We start from the raw sequence: 16551 nt of genomic DNA on the forward strand, positions 1-16551 counted from the left end.
GGCTTCCCCGAAGGCGGACTTTGCGGCAGTATGCCGGCATCGATCGGCTTCGGGGGAAGGCACCGGGGGATGGAACCAGGCAGCAGTGTGGCGACGGGCTCGGGTCTGTCCGAGCGGGTGCGTGAGGTGGTGCGGCAGCGCCGGATCGATCCCCAGCGTGAGGCCGAGGAGGTTCGCCAGGTCGCGCTCGACGTGGTGGCCGAGCACGAGCGTCGCAGCCTCACCGGCGTGGTGCGTTCACTGGACGAGCCCGATCGTGTGGTCGGGCAGATCGTCGCCGACGTGGCGGGCTTCGGTCCGTTGCAGCCGTTTCTCGATGATCCGGAGGTCGAGGAGATCTGGATCAACGAGCCAGAGCGGATCTTCATCGCCCGGCAGGGGCGGCCGGAGCTGACGTCGGTCATCCTGACGGCGGGCCAGGTACGTGAGCTGATCGAGCGGATGCTGTCCACCTCGGGGCGCAGGCTGGACATCTCCCAGCCCTTCGTCGACGCGATGCTGCCCGGCGGCCACCGCCTGCACGTCGTGCTGGAGGGCATCAGCCGCGGGTTCGCCGCCGTCAACATCCGTAAGTTCGTGGCCCGGGCCCACAGCCTGAAGGACCTCGTCGACCTCGGCACGATCGACGAGCCGGCCGCCGGCTTCCTCGACAGCTGTGTCAAGGCCGGTCTCAACATCGTCGTCTCCGGAGGAACGCAGGCCGGCAAGACGACGTTGCTCAACTGCCTGTGCGCGTCGATCCCCGCCTCACAACGCCTGGTGTCGGCCGAGGAGGTCTTCGAGCTGCAGTGCGGGCACCCCGACTGGGTGGCGATGCAGACGCGTCAGGCGGGTCTTGAGGGTACCGGCGAGGTCGGCCTGCGGTCGCTGGTCAAGGAAGCGCTGCGTATGCGGCCCAGCCGGATCGTCATCGGCGAGGTGCGCGCCGCGGAGTCGCTCGACATGTTGCTGGCGCTCAATGCCGGTTTGCCGGGCATGGCCAGCATCCACGCCAGCTCTGCCCGCCAGGCGCTGGTCAAGCTGTGCACGCTGCCGCTGCTGGCGGGGGAGAACATCGGAGCGGCCTTCGTGGTGCCCACCGTCGCCAGCTCGGTCGACCTCGTGGTGCACACCGGTATCGACGCCCACGGGCACCGCGCTGTGCGTGAGGTCCTGGCTGTCACTGGGCGGGTGGAGAACGGCATCGTGGAGGGGGAACCGGTCTTCGTGCGTGAGGGCGGCGCCCTGCGCCGTCGTCACGGGGTTCCGGTTCGACGCGATGCCTTCGAGCAGGCCGGTATCGACCTCGACGAGGTGCTCGGCCTGACACCGGAGGCCAGCGGGCGATGAACGTCGTGGTCGGGCTGCTCCTCGGCACGGGCCTGTTGCTGGTGCTCTGGTGGTACGCCGTCCCTCCTGCACCTCGGCGTGTCCGTGTAGGCCGCGGGCCCTCGGCGCTGCTCGAGCGGGCCGGGCTGTCCGGTGTGACGCCGCGGGTCCTCGTGGCGTCGTGCGTGGGTTGCTTCGTCACGGCGGCAGTGGTGATGCTCGTGGTCTCGGGTGTGGCGACGATCGCGTTCACCTTCGGTGTCATGGGCGCTCTCCTGCCGGTCGGGATCCTGAGAGGCCGAGCGCAGCGTCGTCTCCGTGAGCATGCCGAGCTGTGGCCGGACGCGGTCGACAACCTGGCCTCGGCGGTCCGCGCGGGCCTGTCGTTGCCCGAGGCGCTGGCACAGCTGGGCGAACGCGGCTCGGAAGGACTGCGTGAACCGTTCACCGCCTTCGGGCGGGACTACCAGGCCACGGGACGTTTCAACGACGCACTCGAGCTGCTCAAACGGCGGCTGGCCGACCCTACGGGAGATCGCGTCGTCGAAGCGCTGCGCGTCGCCCGTGACGTTGGCGGAGGAGATCTGGGGCGGATGCTGCGCTCCCTCTCGGCGTTCCTCCGGGACGATCTGCGCACCCGCAGCGAGCTCGAGGCCCGTCAGTCCTGGACGGTCAACGCCGCACGTCTGGCCGTGGCGGCGCCGTGGGTGGTGCTGCTGGCGATGAGCCTGCAACGCGACGTCGTCAGCCGGTACGCCAGTGGTACGGGGGCGGTGGTGCTCGGGGTGGGAGCCGTGGTGTGTCTCATCGCGTACCGCCTGATGATGTGGCTCGGCCGACTGCCCACCGAACGGAGGGTGCTGGCATGACGGGCGTCCTGCTCGGTGCGGCGCTCGGCGTGGGGATCGTGCTGCTCCTCTCCGGGTGGCGGCATGCCCGTCGGCCGAGCCTGGAGTCGCGCGTCCTTCCCTACGTCCGCGACGTCCACCCGAGCGCGCCGATCCTGCAGTCCGGAGTCGCAGGTGCTGTGCTCGCCACGGCTGGACACCGACTGGCCCGCTGGCTCGACGACGTCCTCGGAGGTGCGGGCAGTGTGCGGCGTCGCCTCGACCGTCTCGGTCACGACGGCACCGTGGAGGACTTCCGGATGCGCCAGGTGGTGTGGGGAGCCTCCGCCTTCGCCGGGTGCGCCGTCGCGAGCCTGGTGCTCTGGTCGGGCGCCCGCACCGCCGCGCTTCCGTTGCTGGTCTTCTGCGTCGCCGGGTTCGTCGCCGGCGCGTTGGCCTGCGACAACCACCTGAGTGCCCAGGTGCGGCGGCACGAGGAGCGTGCGGCAGAGGAGTTCCCTGCGGTCGCGGACCTGCTGGCCCTCGCCGTCGCGGCAGGTGAGAGTCCGGTGGCCGGACTGGGACGAGTCCTTCGTGTCGCCCACGGAGACCTCTCCCACGACCTTGCGCGCGTGCTGGCCGACGTCCGCACCGGCACACCAGTCTCGGAGGCGTTCCTGCGGCTCGCGGCCCGCACTGGCGTGCCCAGCATCGCCCGGTTCAGCGAGGGTCTGGCCGTGGCGGTGGAGCGCGGCACGCCACTGGTCGACGTCCTGCACGCACAGGCCTCCGATGTTCGCGAGACCGCGCGCCGCCAGCTCATCGAGGCCGGTGGCCGCAAGGAGATCGCCATGATGCTGCCGGTCGTCTTCCTGGTTCTGCCGGTGACGGTGATCTTCGCCTTCTTCCCGGGCTACATCGGCCTGACCATGAGCACCTGAACGAGAGGACCGACATGAGACTTCTGGAACGCGCGTGGACGCGCACACGAGACGAGCGGGGTGACGTCCCGGGCTGGGTGATGATCACTGTCATGTCCGCCGGGCTCGTCGCGATCCTCACGGCGGTCGCCGGCCCCCAGCTGCGCTCGATGCTGGAGAGCGCGTTGTCGGCCGTCGGCGGCTGATGCGCCGGGACGAGGATGGGTCGGCCGTCGTCGACTACGTCCTCGTCATGATGCTGCTCGTCCCGCTCGTGCTCGGCATCATCCAGCTCGGACTGGTGCTGCATGTCCGCAACACGTTGACCGCCGCTGCCTCCGACGGGGCACGCGCAGCCGCTCCGCTGGAGTCCGTCCCTCGCGATGCTGCAGACCGTGCGGCCGAACTCGTGCGCACGACCCTCGCCGACCGTTACGCGCAGGACATCACGGCCGCTGGGACGACGATCGCCGGTGGCCCCGCCGTGGTCGTCAGGATCCGTGCGGAGGTGCCTGCACTCGGTCTGTTCGGGCCAGCCATTCCTCTCGACGTGCGCGGTCACGCCGTCCGGGAGGTCGAGCCATGAGCAAGCGACGGTTCGGATGGCGCGACGACGGCTCGGCGTCGGTGGAGTTCGTCTGGGTGACGCTCATCCTGCTGGTCCCCTTCGTCTACGTCCTGCTGGCGGTCTTCGACACCCAACGCGCTGCGTACGCGGTCTCCGTCTCCAGCAAGGCAGCGACCCGCGCCTTCCTGCTGGCGCCGGACCCCGTGGTTGGCGAGCAGCGGGCACGCCAGGCAGCGCGGGTGGCCCTCGCCGACCAGGACATCACCGCTGACGTCTCCATCCGGTGCCTGCCGTCGGCAGCCGACTGCCTGCAACCCGGTTCGTCCGTTCAGGTGACGGTGCGCACCGTGCAGGCGCTCCCGCTGACGCCGAGTGCGTTGGGCGACCAGCTCGGCGGCATCGCCGTCGACTCCAGCCATCGTGAGTCCTTCGGTCGCTACCGGGAGGGCCGATGAGGGTTCGTGAGCAGGGCAGCATCAGTGTCATGACGATCGGGTTCCTGATCGTCATCGGGCTGCTCACCGTGGTGGTGGTCAATGCGTCAGCTGCGTTCCTGGAGAAGCAGGAGCTGAACAACCTCGCTGACGGCGCGGCCCTGGCCGCCGCCGACGGACTCGACGAGGCGGGCTTCTACACCGACCTCGAGGTCCGTCTTGACGCTCGGCAGGCGCGGAAGCTCGTGGGGGAGTACCTCGCGGGCAGCGATGTCCGGGCAGTGGACGTGCGCGTGGCCGACGACACCGTCACGGTGCGGCTCGACCGCCGGGTGTCGTTGGCGCTCGCCCCACCTGGGTGGTTCGACAGCACCACTGTCGTTGCCCAGGCCACATCCCAGCTGCGCCAGGACGACTGAGAGGCTCGGCTCGTCGACCACCGGCCGACCACTGGCTTCCCTGCCATTCCAGGCGTGGAATCGATGTCGGTGGTCGCTAGTATGTTTGATTCATGGACGTCGACACGGTCACCTCGCCGGAGCGGTTGACTGCTCTGACGCGGGCTCAGGCTCAGGCTGAGGCGGCGGTGTGGAGTGCGATGCTCTGCTACCGCGATGCCGAGCTGGCGCGGATCGACGCACTGGGGTCGTCGTTGCAGCAGGCCACCGAGCGTGCGGGCCTGGTGTTGGAGATCGCCCAGGCGGTGGGTCTGTCAGAAGCCCAGACGTACGCGCGTCTTGCGGTGGCTGATCGGGGGCGTGAGTGTGCCCCGGCCACGTGGTTGGCGTTCTGCGCCGGACGGATCGACGGTGTCCGGGTCCGCGACATCTCCCGGACGTTGGACCGGCTGGAACGCGCGGAGTCGTGGCTACGGCTCGACCAGACGGTGGTGGCCTATGCCGAGTGCCACACGCCGGCGGAGCTGCGGGCCTGGCTGCGCCGCTTCGTCACCCGCGTCGAGGCCGATCTTGCCCTGCAGCGTGCCGAGGCCGAACGTGAGCACCGCACCGTCGAGGTCACCCACGGCGATGACGGCATGTCCTGGGTCAACGCCTACCTACCCTCGCACGCGGCCGCGGCGATCGCCACACGCTTGCGCCGCGAGGCCAAGGCGCTCGGCGCCAACGACGATCGGACCAGGGGCCAGCGGATGGCTGACCTCTTCACCTGCTGGCTCACCACCAACCAGGCCACCGAGACCGCGACTGTTGCTGACATCGCCGTGGTCCTCGAGGCCGACGCCCTCACTGGCTCGGTTGATGGGTTCGCCGAGGCAGCCGACGGGTCCTGGGCCGTGCCCGCCTCCTGGATCCTCCACAAGATCACCACCGACGACGGCGTCGCCTTCTGGCACCGCATGCTCAAGGACCCCATCACGCACGACGTCCTCGCCCACGAGTACGTCGGCCGGTTCTCACCAGAGATCCTCACCAAAGCCATCGCCTTCCGCGACGGCATCTGCCGCGCCCCCGGCTGCATGAAACCAGCCGATGAGTGCGACGCCGACCATCGAGAACCCTGGCCCGCCGGAGAAACCAGCGGGCGCAACATCTGGCCACTGTGCCGCAGGCATCACACCCTGAAAGGACACCAGGTCCTGCGATGGGTCCTGCCCTCCGGCACCACCATCCCCGCCGACACCACCCAACACCACATCAGGCCCGAGCCGCCCTCACAGGTGGAACACACCCTCGCCCAGCTCACCATCAAGCACTCACGAGACTGACCAGGGTTGTCCGTTCACCTCGATGCGGCCCACGCGCAGGACGTCGATGTCCACCTCGTCGGCTCTGAGTGAGCGGACGGTGAGCCGGCCGATCGCCAGACGGCCGATCGCCACTGCGCCGACGGCGACTGCGCTGACGGCCGTCGCTCCCAGCGCGAGCGCGAAGATCGCTCGTGGCCCGCTGACCCGGACGCCCTCCACGTGGGCCAGGGGCCCTGCCGTTGCCTTGTTCATGACTGGTTCCTCTCCTCGATCACTGTGCCTTCTCGATCGCCGCGCGCAGCCGCGTTGCGTGCTCGGCAGCGTCCGCCTCGTCTGCGTACCTGGTGCGCGGCCAGAAGAATCCGCGCAGCCCGTCACCCTTGGTGCGGGGAACCACGTGGACGTGCAGGTGCGGCACGCTCTGTGAGACGACGTTGTTCATCGCCACGAACGTGCCTTGCGCCCCGAAGGCCTCCGTGACCGCCGACGCCACCGAACGAGTGGTCGAGAACAGCGGCTCCACCAGGGCGTCCGGGAGGTCGACGAGGGTGTCCATGTGCTGTCGGGGTACCAGCAGGACGTGGCCCTTGAAGACCGGGCGGACGTCCAGGAACCCCACGACCTCCTCGGCGTCCAGCACCACCTGGGCTGGGCTCTCACCGGCGACGATGGCACAGAACAGACAGGACATGGGCTGATCCCATCACAACGGCCGCTCGCGCCTGCTCGGGTACGACCACATCCCGGTGCGCCCGGCGACGGGCGGCGTGTAGCCTCGTCAAGTGGCCACGACGGACTTTCCTACGCAGCTGAAAGAGCTCGGCGCCACGCTCGCGTCCGTCGAGAAGGTGCTCGACCTCGATGCGATGCACGCCGAGATCGCCGACCTGCAGGAGCAGGTGGGCGCCCCCGACCTGTGGGACGACCAGGCCAACGCCCAGCGCGTCACCGGCCGGCTCTCCGCCCTGCAGGCCGAGCTCGAGCGCGTCGAGAGTCTGCGTCAGCGGCTCGACGACGTCGAGATCCTCGTCGAGCTCGCCCAGGAGGAGGGGGACGACGACTCCATCGCCGAGGCCGAGACCGAGCTGGGCAAGCTGGGCACAGCCATCGAGTCCCTCGAGGTGCGCACCCTGCTGTCCGGTGAGTACGACGAGCGCGACGCCATCATCACCATCCGGTCCGGCGCCGGTGGCGACGACGCCACGGACTTCGCCGAGATGCTCCAGCGGATGTACACGCGTTGGGCCGAGCGTCACAAGTACGCGGTCGACGTCTACGACATGTCCTGGGCCGAGGGGGCGGGCATCAAGTCCGCGACCTTCGCCATCAAGGCGCCCTACGCCTACGGGACTCTCTCGGTGGAGTCGGGTACCCACCGCCTCGTGCGCATCTCGCCGTTCGACAACCAGGGCCGCCGCCAGACGTCGTTCGCGGCCGTGGAGGTCGTGCCGGTGCTGGAGCAGACCGACGAGATCGACATCCCCGAGGACGAGGTCCGCGTCGACGTCTACCGCTCCAGCGGTCCCGGTGGGCAGAGCGTCAACACCACCGACTCGGCCGTGCGGCTCACCCACATCCCCACCGGAGTCGTGGTCAGCTGCCAGAACGAGAAGAGCCAGCTGCAGAACAAGGCCAGTGCGATGGTCATCCTCAAGGCCAAGCTCCTGGCGTTGAAGAAGGCCGAGGAGCGCGCGGAGCTCGACGAGCTGCGCGGCGACGTCGCTGCCTCGTGGGGCGACCAGATGCGCAACTACGTCCTCAACCCGTACCAGCTGGTCAAGGACCTGCGTACCGAGCACGAGACCGGGAACACGCAGGCCGTGCTCGATGGCGAGATCGACGACTTCATCGAGGCCGGGATCCGCTGGCGCCGAGGTGCCGAGACCGCCAGCGCCTGACCCGCCACCACGTCAGTGCAGGCGCGCGGCCTGCTCCGCGACGCGCTGGACACGAGCCACGTGCTCGGGCCAGTCCATGTCGTCGGGCAGGTTGGTGTTGTCCGGACGCAGACCGGCGACACCGTCGACCTGCTCACGCAGGATGTCGGCGTGTCCGGCATGCCGATGCGTCTCGGCGGCCATGTGCACGAGGATCCCGTGGAGCGTCACGTCAGCACGGTCCGGATGCCACCACGGCACCCGACCGGGCGCGTCCAGCGCCAGGGCGTCGATAGTGGCGTCGGCGTGTGCCCACGCGCGGTCCACCCAAGCCAGCGCATCGGGCAGGCTCTGCTCGGCCGGCACGACGAAGTCGGCGTCCGGGTCCGCCTCCACATCCGGCATCGGGTCGAAGGGACGTCCGAACGTGTCGCCGAAGTACCCGGCCGCGCAGAACGCGACGTGGTGGACCAGCCCCAGCAGGCTCAGCCCGGTGGGGGTGAGGGGACGGCGGGCGTCGAGCTCGGACAGCCCTTCCATCTTCCAGCGCAAGGCATCGCGGCCGACGTGCAGGTAGCGCTGCAGGGTCTGCTTCTCGTCCCAACCGGTCATGACCAGAGCCTGCCACGTGGCGTCGACGGTCGGCGCGTTCCGCCATCTGGAAGCGACGCCCACCCGCCGCGGCGCCCGCCTACGGTCGAGGGATGAGCATCTTGACTCCTGCCAGGACCTCAGGGCCGGCGCCGGAACCGGTCGACGCGCCGCCGGTCCAGGGCGCCGCGTCGCTCGGTGCTGCGGCCGTCGCGGTGGGCCTGCTGGCCTGGGTGGGAACCCAGCACGGGGCACAGCAGGCTGTGCTCCTCGCGCTCGGGCTCGGCCTCGGCGCGGCGCTGTTCCATGCCCGCTTCGGCTTCACCTCCGGCTGGCGTCAGCTGGTCGCCGTCGGCCACGGGGCCGGGGTGCGGGCGCACGCGCTCCTGCTCGGCACCGCCGCCACGCTCGGTCTGCTCGTCCTCGCCTCGGGTGCCGGTCTGTTCGGTTCGACGCCGTCGCCGGTGGAGGGATCGTTGGGACTGGGCCTGCTCCTCGGCTCGTTCCTGTTCGGCGTGGGCATGCAGATGGGTGGGGCATGTGCCTCCGGGACGTTGTTCGCCGTGGGATCCGGTCAGAGCGGCATCCTCGTGACGCTGGGCGGCTTCATCGTCGGGTCCGTCCTCTACACGTGGCAGTACGGACTCGTCGACGACCTGCCGGCGTGGGACCCGATCCTGCTGCAGGACCACGTCGGCTTCGGCGGGGCCTGGGCCTTGACGATCCTCGCGCTCGTGGGCATCGTCGTCGGCTCCAAGGCATACCAGGATCGCCGCACCCCTCCGCCGACCGGCCGGCCGCCGAGTGCTCGCGGGTGGGCCAGGGTCGTGCGCGGCTCGTGGCCGATGCTGGTCGGTGCCGTCGTCCTGGGTGTGCTCGCGGTCGGCGTCCTGTGGGTCTCCGGCGGGATCTGGGGGATCACGAGCGCATTCGCCCTGTGGGGCGCCAAGGTGCTCCAGCTCCTCGGGATGCACCCCGAGACGTGGGCCTACTGGCAGCAGCCGAACCAGGCTGCCCAGCTGGCGGGACCGGTGCTGTCGGACAAGAACACCCTCACCAACCTGGGCATCATCGTCGGCGCGGCCCTCGCGGCGGCGGTGGCGGGCGTGTACTCCCTACGGCACCGATTCCGGGCGCGGGAGACGACAGGAGCCTTCCTCGGCGGGATCCTCCTGGGGATCGGCGCGCGCCTGGCCGAAGGCTGCAACATCGGTGCCTATCTCGGCGGCATCACCACGGGAAGCCTGTCCGGATGGGTGTGGGGGCTGGTGGCTCTCGCCGGCACCTGGGTGGGGCTCAGGCTGCGTCCGCTCTTCGGGCTCGCGGTGCCCCGTCCGAAGGACACGGTGTGCTGAGGTGCTCAGGGACCCGGAGCGTCCTTGGGGCGAGGTGCGACGCCGGTGTCGCCGAGCGTGAGGAGCACATGCTCGAGGGCGCGTCGCAGGGCGCGGACCTCCTCGGAGCCGAAGCGGTCGTGCCAGTCCTTCTCCACCTCGGCGAAGATCGGCCGAACCTCCAGCAGTGACCGGTGCCCGCTCTCGGTGAGACGGACGAGCTTGGCGCGGCTGTCGGCGGGATCGGGCTCGACCTGCACGTAGCCGTGGGCCTGGAGGTGGGTGACCTGCTGGCTGATGGCTTGCTTCGAGACGCCGGACACCTCCACGAGTGTGCTGAGCCGGACACCGTCGTCGCGTGAGAGGTGACGCATGACGTTGGTGCCCAACGACAGGCTCAGGTGACGCAGCCCGCGCTCGGCGAGACGGTGGTCGTACTCGGCTGCGAAGGTCGCCTGGACGCGGCCGAGCAGCGTGGGCAGGGGGAGGGTCACGTCGAAGGTCACGGGACCATCCTCCTCATGCGGCCAACTCGGCCTGCTGCGGGCCCGTCAGCTTCGGCAAGAGATCGCGTAGCTCCTCGTGCAGGGCGACGTCGGCGCTGGGGCCGGGTGTCGAGAGCCTCTCGTGCGCGTGGGCGACGCTGACCTCGCCGTCGCTCACGTCGGCCCCGATCACGCCGAGGATCTTCCTCAGGTCCGCCAGGGCGCGACGTGCCCCGCCCGGGCTTGGGCTGGCTCCGACGACGGCCACGCGCTTTCCGCGCAGGCAGTTGTCGGCGTAGGGGCGTGAGGCCCAGTCCAGGGCGTTCTTGAGCTGGCCCGGGACCGACCCGTTGTACTCCGGGGTCGCGATGAGCACGCCGTCTGCGGCGGCGATGACCTCCCTCAGGCGGAGTACGGCGGCGTGGGGCTCGTCCTCGCCGTCCTCGTCGAAGGGTGGGATCTCGGCCAGGTCCTCGAAGGGCACGAACGTGGCGACGTCGTCGCCGGCCGCGGTGGCGGTGTCGACGAGGCGGCTGTTGAACGAGTCCTGCCGCAGGCTGGCGACGATGGTGACGATGGTGGGCTTCGACATGGCTGGCTCCTCAGAACGATTTGGTCAAGTGCTTGACAGTCTGCCATCGGTCTCGGCTTTCGTCAAGCACTTGACTATTGGGGTGCGGGGTTGCGCGTCACGTGCTGCACTGGACAGATGGAGTCACCTGGGATCGAGGAGGTCATGCGCGACGTGGCGCGCACGGGCTTCCTGCGCCGGAACGAGCGACCGGACGCCGGGCGCGACGAACCGTTGCCGATCGGCTCCGGACAGAGCTGCTCCCAGCCGCGCACGGTGCGCCACATGCTGCGTCTCCTGGAGGTCGAGCCGGGCCAGCGGGTGCTCGACGTCGGCTCGGGCTCCGGGTGGACGACGGCACTCCTGGCCCACCTGGTGGGGCCGCAGGGGTCGGTCATCGGCGTCGAGCTCGAGCCCGACCTCGCGGCATGGGGAGCGAGCAACCTCAGCCGTCAGGGCGTGCCGTGGGCCAGCATCCGCCCGTCGGCGCCGGACGTCCTCGGGGCGCCACGGGACGCGCCGTTCGAGCGGATCCTGGTCTCGGCCGAGGCGACCGAGCTGCCGGAGCCGCTGCTGTCCCAGCTGGCCGTCGACGGCCTGTTGGTGATCCCCGTCCGCGGCTCGATGCTGCGGGTGCGACGCGTCGCCGACGGCCCACCGGAGATCACGACCCACGGCTTCTTCCGGTTCGTGCCGCTGAGGTGAGGTCCGACACGGCCGGGGCGGCGTCCCTCGTCCGCTGTGCTCGTCTGCCTAGACTCCGTCAAGTGATTCGTTTCGACAAGGTCACCAAGACCTACCCGGGGCAGAAGCGGCCTGCACTGCAGTCGCTCGACCTGGAGATCGCCAAGGGCGAGTTCGTCTTCCTCGTGGGTGCTTCCGGCTCAGGCAAGTCCACGTTCCTGCGCCTGGTGCTGCGTGAGACCCGACCCAGCACCGGCCGGGTCCACGTGGCAGGCAAGGAGATCAACCGGCTCCCCAGCTGGAAGGTCCCCAAGCTGCGTCGTCAGGTGGGCACCGTCTTCCAGGACTTCCGCCTGCTGCCCAACAAGACCGTGCACGAGAACGTCGCGTTCGCGCTGCAGGTCATCGGCAGGTCACGTCAGGAGATCGCCGACCTCGTCCCCGAGACGTTGGAGATGGTCGGGCTGGAGGGCAAGTCCCACCGCATGCCTGATGAGCTCTCCGGTGGTGAGCAGCAACGCGTCGCGATCGCCCGTGCGTTCGTCAACCGGCCGATGATCCTCATCGCCGACGAGCCCACCGGAAACCTCGATCCCACCACCAGCGTCGGCATCATGAAGCTGCTCGACCGGATCAACCGCACCGACACCACCGTGCTGATGGCCACGCACGACTCCTCGATCGTCGACCAGATGCGCAAGCGCGTCATCGAGATCGAGGACGGCCACATCGTGCGCGACGAGGCCCGCGGCATCTACGGCTACCAGTCCTAGGACCCTTTCATGCGAACCATCCTGAGTGAGCTGCGCGCGAGCCTGTCGCGCAACACCTCCATGACGATCTCCCTGATCGTCACCATGACGGTCTCCCTGCTCCTGGCAGCCATCGGTCTGCTCATGCAGAGCCAGGCCGAGCGCACCGAGCAGTACTTCGGTGATCGGCTGCAGCTGCAGGTCAACCTGTGCACTGAGAACTCACCGGCCGCCACGTGTGTCGGGGGAGCGGTCACCGACGAGCAGAAGGACGCCGTCCAGGAGGCGCTGGACACCAACCCCGAGGTCAAGAGCTTCGACGTGCGGACTCCGGCGGACAACTATGAGCGTGCCGAAGAGGTGCTCGGGCAGTCGGAGTCGGGGCGTCAGCAGCTGGAGACGGTCGGCCCGGACTCCTTCCCCGAGAGCTACTACGTCACTCTCGAGGACCCACAGGAGTTCGACGGGGTGGTCAGCCAGGTCTCGGGCATGGACGGCGTCGGCAGCGTCAACTCGTTGCGAGAGCTGCTCGGACCCCTGTTCGAGATCCTGGACAACATGCGCTGGGTGGCCCTGACCACCTCGTTGCTGCTGGTCGTCGCGGCGATCCTGCAGGTCTCCAACACCATACGCATGACGGCGTACGCTCGACGCCGCGAGATCGGGATCATGCGTCTGGTGGGTGCCTCCAGCTGGCACATCCAGCTGCCGTTCCTGCTGGAGTCGCTGCTGGCTGCACTCATCTCCGCGGCCTTTGCCGCTCTGGGGGTCGCGGCCTTCATGTACGTCGTGGTCTACGGGTACCTGAGAACGACGCTGGACCAGCTCACGACATGGATCAGATGGCAGGATGCGGCCCTCGTCATGGGCTACACCACCGGACTCGCGATACTTCTCGCCCTCATCCCGACACTCGTGATGACACGGAAGTACCTTGACGTGTGAGTCACAGCAACTAGAGTCACACCAGCAACACCCGTCACATCGACACCATCGGGAACCGCCCGGTGGACCTTCCCCTAGGTCGAGGACATGGCTTCAACCTCACGCAAGGCGGCACTCGCCGCGATCATCACGGCCGCACTCGTGGCCGGGTTCACCCAACCCGTCATCGCGGACTCACGCGACGAGCTGGAGCGTGAACGGCGCGGTGTGAGTGGCAAGATCGACGACGCGCAGAAGAGCTACGACCAGTCCAGCAAGGCCTTCGCCAAGGCCAAGGCTGCACTCGACAAGGCCCAAGCGCGACTGGATGAGGCCGAGACCACGCTGCGCAAGACGAGGGGTCAGCTCGCCGTCGCCGAGGCCGAGGACGCTCGCATGCAGCGAGAGCTCGAGTCCGCCGAGCAGAAGCTGGAGAAAGCGATCGCTCGCCTGAAGCGAGGCGAGGCCAGGCTGCAGAGCTCGGAGAAGAAGGTCGAGCAGTTCACGGTCGAGTCGCTGCAGGAGGGCGACCGCGGGATGCGGACCTTCGGTGAGCTGCTCAGCGGGGCTGATCCCTCGGACTTCACCGAGCGGATGAGCATGAACAACTCCGTCAGTGACGCGCAGGTGTCCACGATGCAGAAGCTTGCCGCATCACGCGTCATGCTCCAGCTCAACCGCGACGAGGTGGAGAAGCTCCGCGACGAGGTGGCTGTGGCCCGTGAGGCGGCCGCAGCCAACCTGGCCGAGAAGCAGGAGCTCGAGGCTGCGGCCGAGGCACAGACCGCCGAGGTCGGCGAGCTCGTCGAGGCGCGTGAGGCCAGGAGCAGCGAGACCGAGAAGATCCGTCGCGAGGACGCCAAGACCCTGCGGGCCTACGAGTCCGAGCGAGACAGCCTCAACTCCCGTCTGGCCGCTCTGGCCGCCAAGGAGCTGCGTGAGCAGCGTCGCCGCAACAACAGCGGTGGCGGCGGTGGGGGCGGTGGCAGCTCCTCCGGCGGCGGGGGCGGCGGAGGAGGCGGGGGCGGATCCCTGTCCTACCCGGTCAACGGACCCATCACCTCGCCCTATGGGATGCGCCGGCACCCGGTGACCGGGGTGTACAAGCTGCACGACGGCACCGACTGGGGCTCGCCGTGCGGCACCCCGATCCGTGCCGCGGCGAACGGCCGCATCATCCAGCAGTACTACAACGCCGGCTACGGGAACCGCGTCATCGTCTCCCACGGCGTCATGCGTGGTCAGAGCGTGGTGACCACCTACAACCACCTCTCGCGCTACGCCAAGGGACAGGGCGCCAGCGTCAAGCGCGGGGAGGTCATCGGCTACGTCGGGACCACGGGTTACTCCACCGGCTGCCACCTGCACTTCATGGTGATCGCCAACGGAAACACGACCAATCCCATGGGCTGGCTCTGACGAAGCATGCCGGTCGTCGAGTCGGTGGTGGAGGTGCCCGTCGATGCCCCGACGGCATTCGCCGTCTCGCAGACGACGGGGTCGACGCGGCTGCGGTGGGACCGCTTCATCGCCGATCAGACGATGTTCGCCGATGCTCCCGCCACAGGAGTGCGAACGATCACCCGGCACCGCAGTCGCCTGCTGACGATGGTGAGCGAGTACGTCTCGCACAACCCGCCGCGGAACGTGGGCATGAAGATGGTGGAGGGCCGTGGTTCTTCGCCAGCTTCGCTGCCGGCTGGCGCTTCGAACCACATCCTGACGACGAGACCCGCAGCATCGCGACCTGGCGCTACAGCTTCCGCTGCCGTCCGGCCTGGCTCGCCCCACTCGCCGAGCGCATCGGCACGCGCGTGCTGAAGCGTGACATCGACCGCCGGATCCTCGGGTTCGCGCAAGGCTGTGCCGACCCGGTCGTTCTCGCTGCGGTCCGCGACACCTGATCTGACAGACTGGACCGATGCCCAAGGAGACCGGGCGCAAGATCATTGCGCAGAACAAGAAGGCGCGCCACGACTACCACATCGAGGACACCTACGAGGCCGGGCTGGTGCTCACGGGGACCGAGGTGAAGTCACTGCGGGCCGGCCGGGCATCGCTCGTGGACGGCTTCGGTGACATCGAGAACGGGGAGGCGTGGCTGCTGAACGTCCACATCCCCGAGTACAGCCAAGGCACGTGGACCAACCACGAGACCAGACGCAAGCGCAAGATGCTGCTGAACCGGCACGAGATCGACAAGATCGAGATGCGTGTGCAGGCCAAGGGCCTGACCATCGTCCCGCTGAGCCTGTACTTCGCAGACGGTCGCGCCAAGGTCGAGATCGCCTTGGCTCGCGGCAAGAAGCAGTACGACAAGCGGCACGCCATCGCCGAGCGCCAGGCCAAGGCGGACGCGCAGCGCGAGCTCGGTCGTCGCCTCAAGGGCATTCGTTGAGGGACGAGGACCTGCCGGGGTTCGCCCAGGAGCTGGGCCTGCCGGGGCTGTTCGACGTGCACGTGCACTTCATGCATCCCAAGGTGCTGGCCAAGGTGTGGGCCTACTTCGACGCCGCCGGACCCAAGCTGGGGCGAACCTGGCCCATCGCCTACCGCTGGAGCGACGACGATCGGGTGGCACGGCTGCGTTCGATGGGCGTGCGCAGGTTCTCCGCGCTGTCGTACGCGCACCGGCCCGACGTCGCGAGTTTCATGAACGACTGGACGCGCGACTTCGCCGACCGCACGCCCGATGCGTTGTGGTCGGCGACGTTCTACCCCGAGCCGGGAGCCGCGGCATACGTCCCCGATCTCGTCGAGGCCGGGGTGGAGGTCTTCAAGGCCCATCTGCAGGTGGGGGACTTCGCTGCTGATGACCCGCTCCTGGACCCGGTCTGGGGCACGCTCGACGAGAGCGGGACACCGATCGTGCTGCATGCCGGGTCCGGACCGGCGCCCGGGGAGCACACCGGCCCCGAGGGCGTCGAGCGGGTGCTGCGACGCTTCCCGAACTTGCGTCTGATCATTGCCCACCTGGGCATGCCCGAGTACGCGCAGTTCCTGGACCTCGCCGTCCGGTACGAGCACGTGCACCTGGACACCACCATGGCGTTCGTCGACTTCTTCGACCCGCCGGGAGACCCGACGCTGCTGCCCCGGCTGGCCGAGCTGCAGTCCCGCGTGCTCCTCGGCACCGACTTCCCCAACATTCCCTACGCGTACGCCCACCAGGTGGAGGTCCTGCAACGGCTCGACCTGGGCGACGACTGGATGCGCGACGTCCTGTGGAACAACGCCGTGGAGCTGTTCGGCGTACCCTGAGAGGGCCGGTGATCGACGCGCCCCTGGGAACAAGCGATCCGGGGCTGGTCGTTGACCTGGGCGCGAGCAGATCTGCACGAGCGCGAGAACCGACCGTGAGGAAGGGAGCTGAGCACGATGTCAGAGGATGCGAAGCCGTACGAGGTCGACGAGAGCGACTGGGTGGATCAGCAGACGCCCGCCGAGGCCGTCGACGAGGACGTCGAGCAGGTGCCCGTGGTCGACGCGGGCCTGGAGGCCAACGCCGACGACGTGGCCGAGCAGCAGCGCGTCGTCCCCGAGGCCCCACCCTTTCGCGGCTGAGGTG

22 protein-coding genes are annotated in these 16551 nt (G+C 69.0%); 17 read left to right on the forward strand and 5 right to left on the reverse strand.

Annotation, left to right across the window (positions count from 1 at the left end; all coding sequences use genetic code 11):
• Window positions 1-69: 69 nt before the first annotated feature.
• From ACEVFP_RS06560 to ACEVFP_RS06595, 8 genes are all read left to right on the forward strand, one after another.
• Window positions 70-1329, forward strand: a complete 1260-nt coding sequence (locus ACEVFP_RS06560) for a CpaF family protein (RefSeq protein ID WP_375002842.1) — start codon at window positions 70-72, stop codon at window positions 1327-1329.
• Window positions 1326-2177 (forward strand): type II secretion system F family protein, encoded by an 852-nt coding sequence (locus ACEVFP_RS06565; protein ID WP_375002843.1) that lies wholly within the window; start codon window positions 1326-1328, stop codon window positions 2175-2177. Before ACEVFP_RS06560 ends, ACEVFP_RS06565 begins: the two co-directional genes overlap by 4 nt.
• Complete coding sequence (locus ACEVFP_RS06570; protein ID WP_375002844.1) at window positions 2174-3076, forward strand: type II secretion system F family protein; 903 nt, start codon at window positions 2174-2176, stop codon at window positions 3074-3076. Before ACEVFP_RS06565 ends, ACEVFP_RS06570 begins: the two co-directional genes overlap by 4 nt.
• 14 nt (window positions 3077-3090) lie before the next feature.
• The gene (locus tag ACEVFP_RS06575) at window positions 3091-3261 is read left to right on the forward strand and encodes a hypothetical protein (RefSeq protein ID WP_375002845.1); all 171 of its coding nucleotides are present in this window, start codon (window positions 3091-3093) and stop codon (window positions 3259-3261) included.
• Entirely contained in the window at window positions 3261-3641 is a 381-nt protein-coding gene (locus ACEVFP_RS06580; RefSeq protein WP_375002846.1) for a TadE family protein, read from the forward strand. Before ACEVFP_RS06575 ends, ACEVFP_RS06580 begins: the two co-directional genes overlap by 1 nt.
• Entirely contained in the window at window positions 3638-4078 is a 441-nt protein-coding gene (locus tag ACEVFP_RS06585; protein WP_375002847.1) for a hypothetical protein, read from the forward strand. The genes ACEVFP_RS06580 and ACEVFP_RS06585 overlap by 4 nt, the downstream gene beginning before the upstream one ends.
• Window positions 4075-4476, forward strand: a complete 402-nt coding sequence (locus ACEVFP_RS06590) for a pilus assembly protein TadG-related protein (protein WP_375002848.1) — start codon at window positions 4075-4077, stop codon at window positions 4474-4476. Before ACEVFP_RS06585 ends, ACEVFP_RS06590 begins: the two co-directional genes overlap by 4 nt.
• 92 nt (window positions 4477-4568) lie before the next feature.
• Window positions 4569-5783, forward strand: a complete 1215-nt coding sequence (locus ACEVFP_RS06595; RefSeq protein WP_375002849.1) for a DUF222 domain-containing protein — start codon at window positions 4569-4571, stop codon at window positions 5781-5783.
• Here ACEVFP_RS06595 and ACEVFP_RS06600 read toward each other — a convergent pair.
• Both ACEVFP_RS06600 and ACEVFP_RS06605 read right to left on the reverse strand, forming a co-directional pair.
• Window positions 5772-6017, reverse strand: a complete 246-nt coding sequence (locus tag ACEVFP_RS06600; protein ID WP_375002850.1) for a hypothetical protein — start codon at window positions 6015-6017, stop codon at window positions 5772-5774. The two genes, ACEVFP_RS06595 and ACEVFP_RS06600, sit on opposite strands and share 12 nt — an antisense overlap.
• Before the next feature lie 19 nt (window positions 6018-6036).
• Window positions 6037-6456 carry an HIT family protein gene (locus ACEVFP_RS06605; protein WP_375002851.1) on the reverse strand — a complete coding sequence of 140 codons (420 nt, stop codon included), beginning with the start codon at window positions 6454-6456 and terminating at the stop codon, window positions 6037-6039.
• Window positions 6457-6547: 91 nt separating this feature from the next.
• Here ACEVFP_RS06605 and prfB point away from each other — a divergent pair, with 91 nt between their 5' ends.
• Window positions 6548-7663 (forward strand): peptide chain release factor 2, encoded by a 1116-nt coding sequence (gene prfB / locus ACEVFP_RS06610; RefSeq protein WP_375002852.1) that lies wholly within the window; start codon window positions 6548-6550, stop codon window positions 7661-7663.
• Between the two features lie 12 nt (window positions 7664-7675).
• Here the strand turns inward: prfB and ACEVFP_RS06615 are convergent, their stop codons facing one another.
• Window positions 7676-8254 carry a DinB family protein gene (locus ACEVFP_RS06615; protein WP_375002853.1) on the reverse strand — a complete coding sequence of 193 codons (579 nt, stop codon included), beginning with the start codon at window positions 8252-8254 and terminating at the stop codon, window positions 7676-7678.
• A gap of 92 nt (window positions 8255-8346) precedes the next feature.
• Between ACEVFP_RS06615 and ACEVFP_RS06620 the strand changes: the two genes are divergently transcribed.
• Window positions 8347-9588, forward strand: coding sequence for a YeeE/YedE family protein (locus ACEVFP_RS06620; protein ID WP_375002854.1), 1242 nt, complete (start codon window positions 8347-8349; stop codon window positions 9586-9588).
• 5 nt (window positions 9589-9593) lie between these two features.
• Here ACEVFP_RS06620 and ACEVFP_RS06625 read toward each other — a convergent pair whose 3' ends face one another.
• Complete coding sequence (locus ACEVFP_RS06625) at window positions 9594-10073, reverse strand: MarR family winged helix-turn-helix transcriptional regulator (protein WP_375002855.1); 480 nt, start codon at window positions 10071-10073, stop codon at window positions 9594-9596.
• A 13-nt stretch (window positions 10074-10086) separates the two neighbouring features.
• The gene (locus tag ACEVFP_RS06630; RefSeq protein ID WP_375002856.1) at window positions 10087-10644 is read right to left on the reverse strand and encodes an NADPH-dependent FMN reductase; all 558 of its coding nucleotides are present in this window, start codon (window positions 10642-10644) and stop codon (window positions 10087-10089) included.
• A gap of 117 nt (window positions 10645-10761) precedes the next feature.
• Between ACEVFP_RS06630 and ACEVFP_RS06635 the strand changes: the two genes are divergently transcribed.
• The 7 genes from ACEVFP_RS06635 to ACEVFP_RS06665 all read left to right on the forward strand — a co-directional run bounded on the left by ACEVFP_RS06635 (window position 10762) and on the right by ACEVFP_RS06665 (window position 16547).
• Window positions 10762-11328 (forward strand): protein-L-isoaspartate O-methyltransferase, encoded by a 567-nt coding sequence (locus ACEVFP_RS06635; RefSeq protein WP_375002857.1) that lies wholly within the window; start codon window positions 10762-10764, stop codon window positions 11326-11328.
• A 62-nt stretch (window positions 11329-11390) separates the two neighbouring features.
• Entirely contained in the window at window positions 11391-12080 is a 690-nt protein-coding gene (gene ftsE / locus ACEVFP_RS06640) for a cell division ATP-binding protein FtsE (RefSeq protein ID WP_375002858.1), read from the forward strand.
• A gap of 9 nt (window positions 12081-12089) precedes the next feature.
• Entirely contained in the window at window positions 12090-13004 is a 915-nt protein-coding gene (ftsX, locus tag ACEVFP_RS06645; protein WP_375002859.1) for a permease-like cell division protein FtsX, read from the forward strand.
• 87 nt (window positions 13005-13091) lie between these two features.
• Entirely contained in the window at window positions 13092-14402 is a 1311-nt protein-coding gene (locus tag ACEVFP_RS06650; protein WP_375002860.1) for a peptidoglycan DD-metalloendopeptidase family protein, read from the forward strand.
• 502 nt (window positions 14403-14904) lie between these two features.
• Window positions 14905-15381, forward strand: a complete 477-nt coding sequence (gene smpB / locus ACEVFP_RS06655; protein WP_375002861.1) for an SsrA-binding protein SmpB — start codon at window positions 14905-14907, stop codon at window positions 15379-15381.
• The gene (locus ACEVFP_RS06660; protein ID WP_375002862.1) at window positions 15378-16244 is read left to right on the forward strand and encodes an amidohydrolase family protein; all 867 of its coding nucleotides are present in this window, start codon (window positions 15378-15380) and stop codon (window positions 16242-16244) included. The genes smpB and ACEVFP_RS06660 overlap by 4 nt, the downstream gene beginning before the upstream one ends.
• Window positions 16245-16361: 117 nt before the next feature.
• Entirely contained in the window at window positions 16362-16547 is a 186-nt protein-coding gene (locus ACEVFP_RS06665) for a hypothetical protein (RefSeq protein WP_375002863.1), read from the forward strand.
• Window positions 16548-16551 lie beyond the last annotated feature (4 nt).

The organism is Aeromicrobium sp. CTD01-1L150 (assembly GCF_041951745.1).
Lineage (GTDB): Bacteria > Actinomycetota > Actinomycetes > Propionibacteriales > Nocardioidaceae > Aeromicrobium.